At 47.1% G+C, this 595-nt stretch carries 1 rRNA gene (cut by a window edge); it reads left to right on the top strand.

The annotated features are described in order from the left end of the window. The first annotated feature begins 124 nt into the window (after positions 1 to 124). Positions 125 to 595: ribosomal RNA gene (locus DWY37_RS15630) — 16S ribosomal RNA — on the top strand (it continues 1,079 nt past the right edge of the window).

Raw genomic sequence — 595 nt, 5'->3', positions numbered from 1 at the left:
AAAACGTAATCAAAAGATTACAAAATCATTCAGGACAGCATCTCTATTTAATAGAAGAATGCGACCTAAAACAGTAAACTTTAGGATATTTAGCCAAGCTAGATTTCTGAAAGGACAAACACTATAACATGAGAGTTTGATCCTGGCTCAGGATGAACGCTGGCGGCGTGCTTAACACATGCAAGTCGAACGAAGCACTTTATTATGATTTCTTCGGAATGACGATTTAGTGACTGAGTGGCGGACGGGTGAGTAACGCGTGGGTAACCTGCCTTATACAGGGGGATAACAGTTAGAAATGACTGCTAATACCGCATAAGCGCACAGGATTGCATGATCTGGTGTGAAAAACTCCGGTGGTATAAGATGGACCCGCGTCTGATTAGCTTGTTGGTGAGGTAACGGCCCACCAAGGCGACGATCAGTAGCCGACCTGAGAGGGTGACCGGCCACATTGGGACTGAGACACGGCCCAAACTCCTACGGGAGGCAGCAGTGGGGAATATTGCACAATGGGGGAAACCCTGATGCAGCGACGCCGCGTGAGCGAAGAAGTATTTCGGTATGTAAAGCTCTATCAGCAGGGAAGAAAAAA

This window comes from Roseburia sp. AF25-13LB (assembly GCF_003478915.1).
Classification (GTDB): Bacteria; Bacillota; Clostridia; order Lachnospirales; family Lachnospiraceae; genus Roseburia_C; species Roseburia_C amylophila.
The sequence above is the reverse complement of the archived record's forward strand: the minus strand, read 5'-3'. Positions and strand labels throughout refer to the sequence as shown.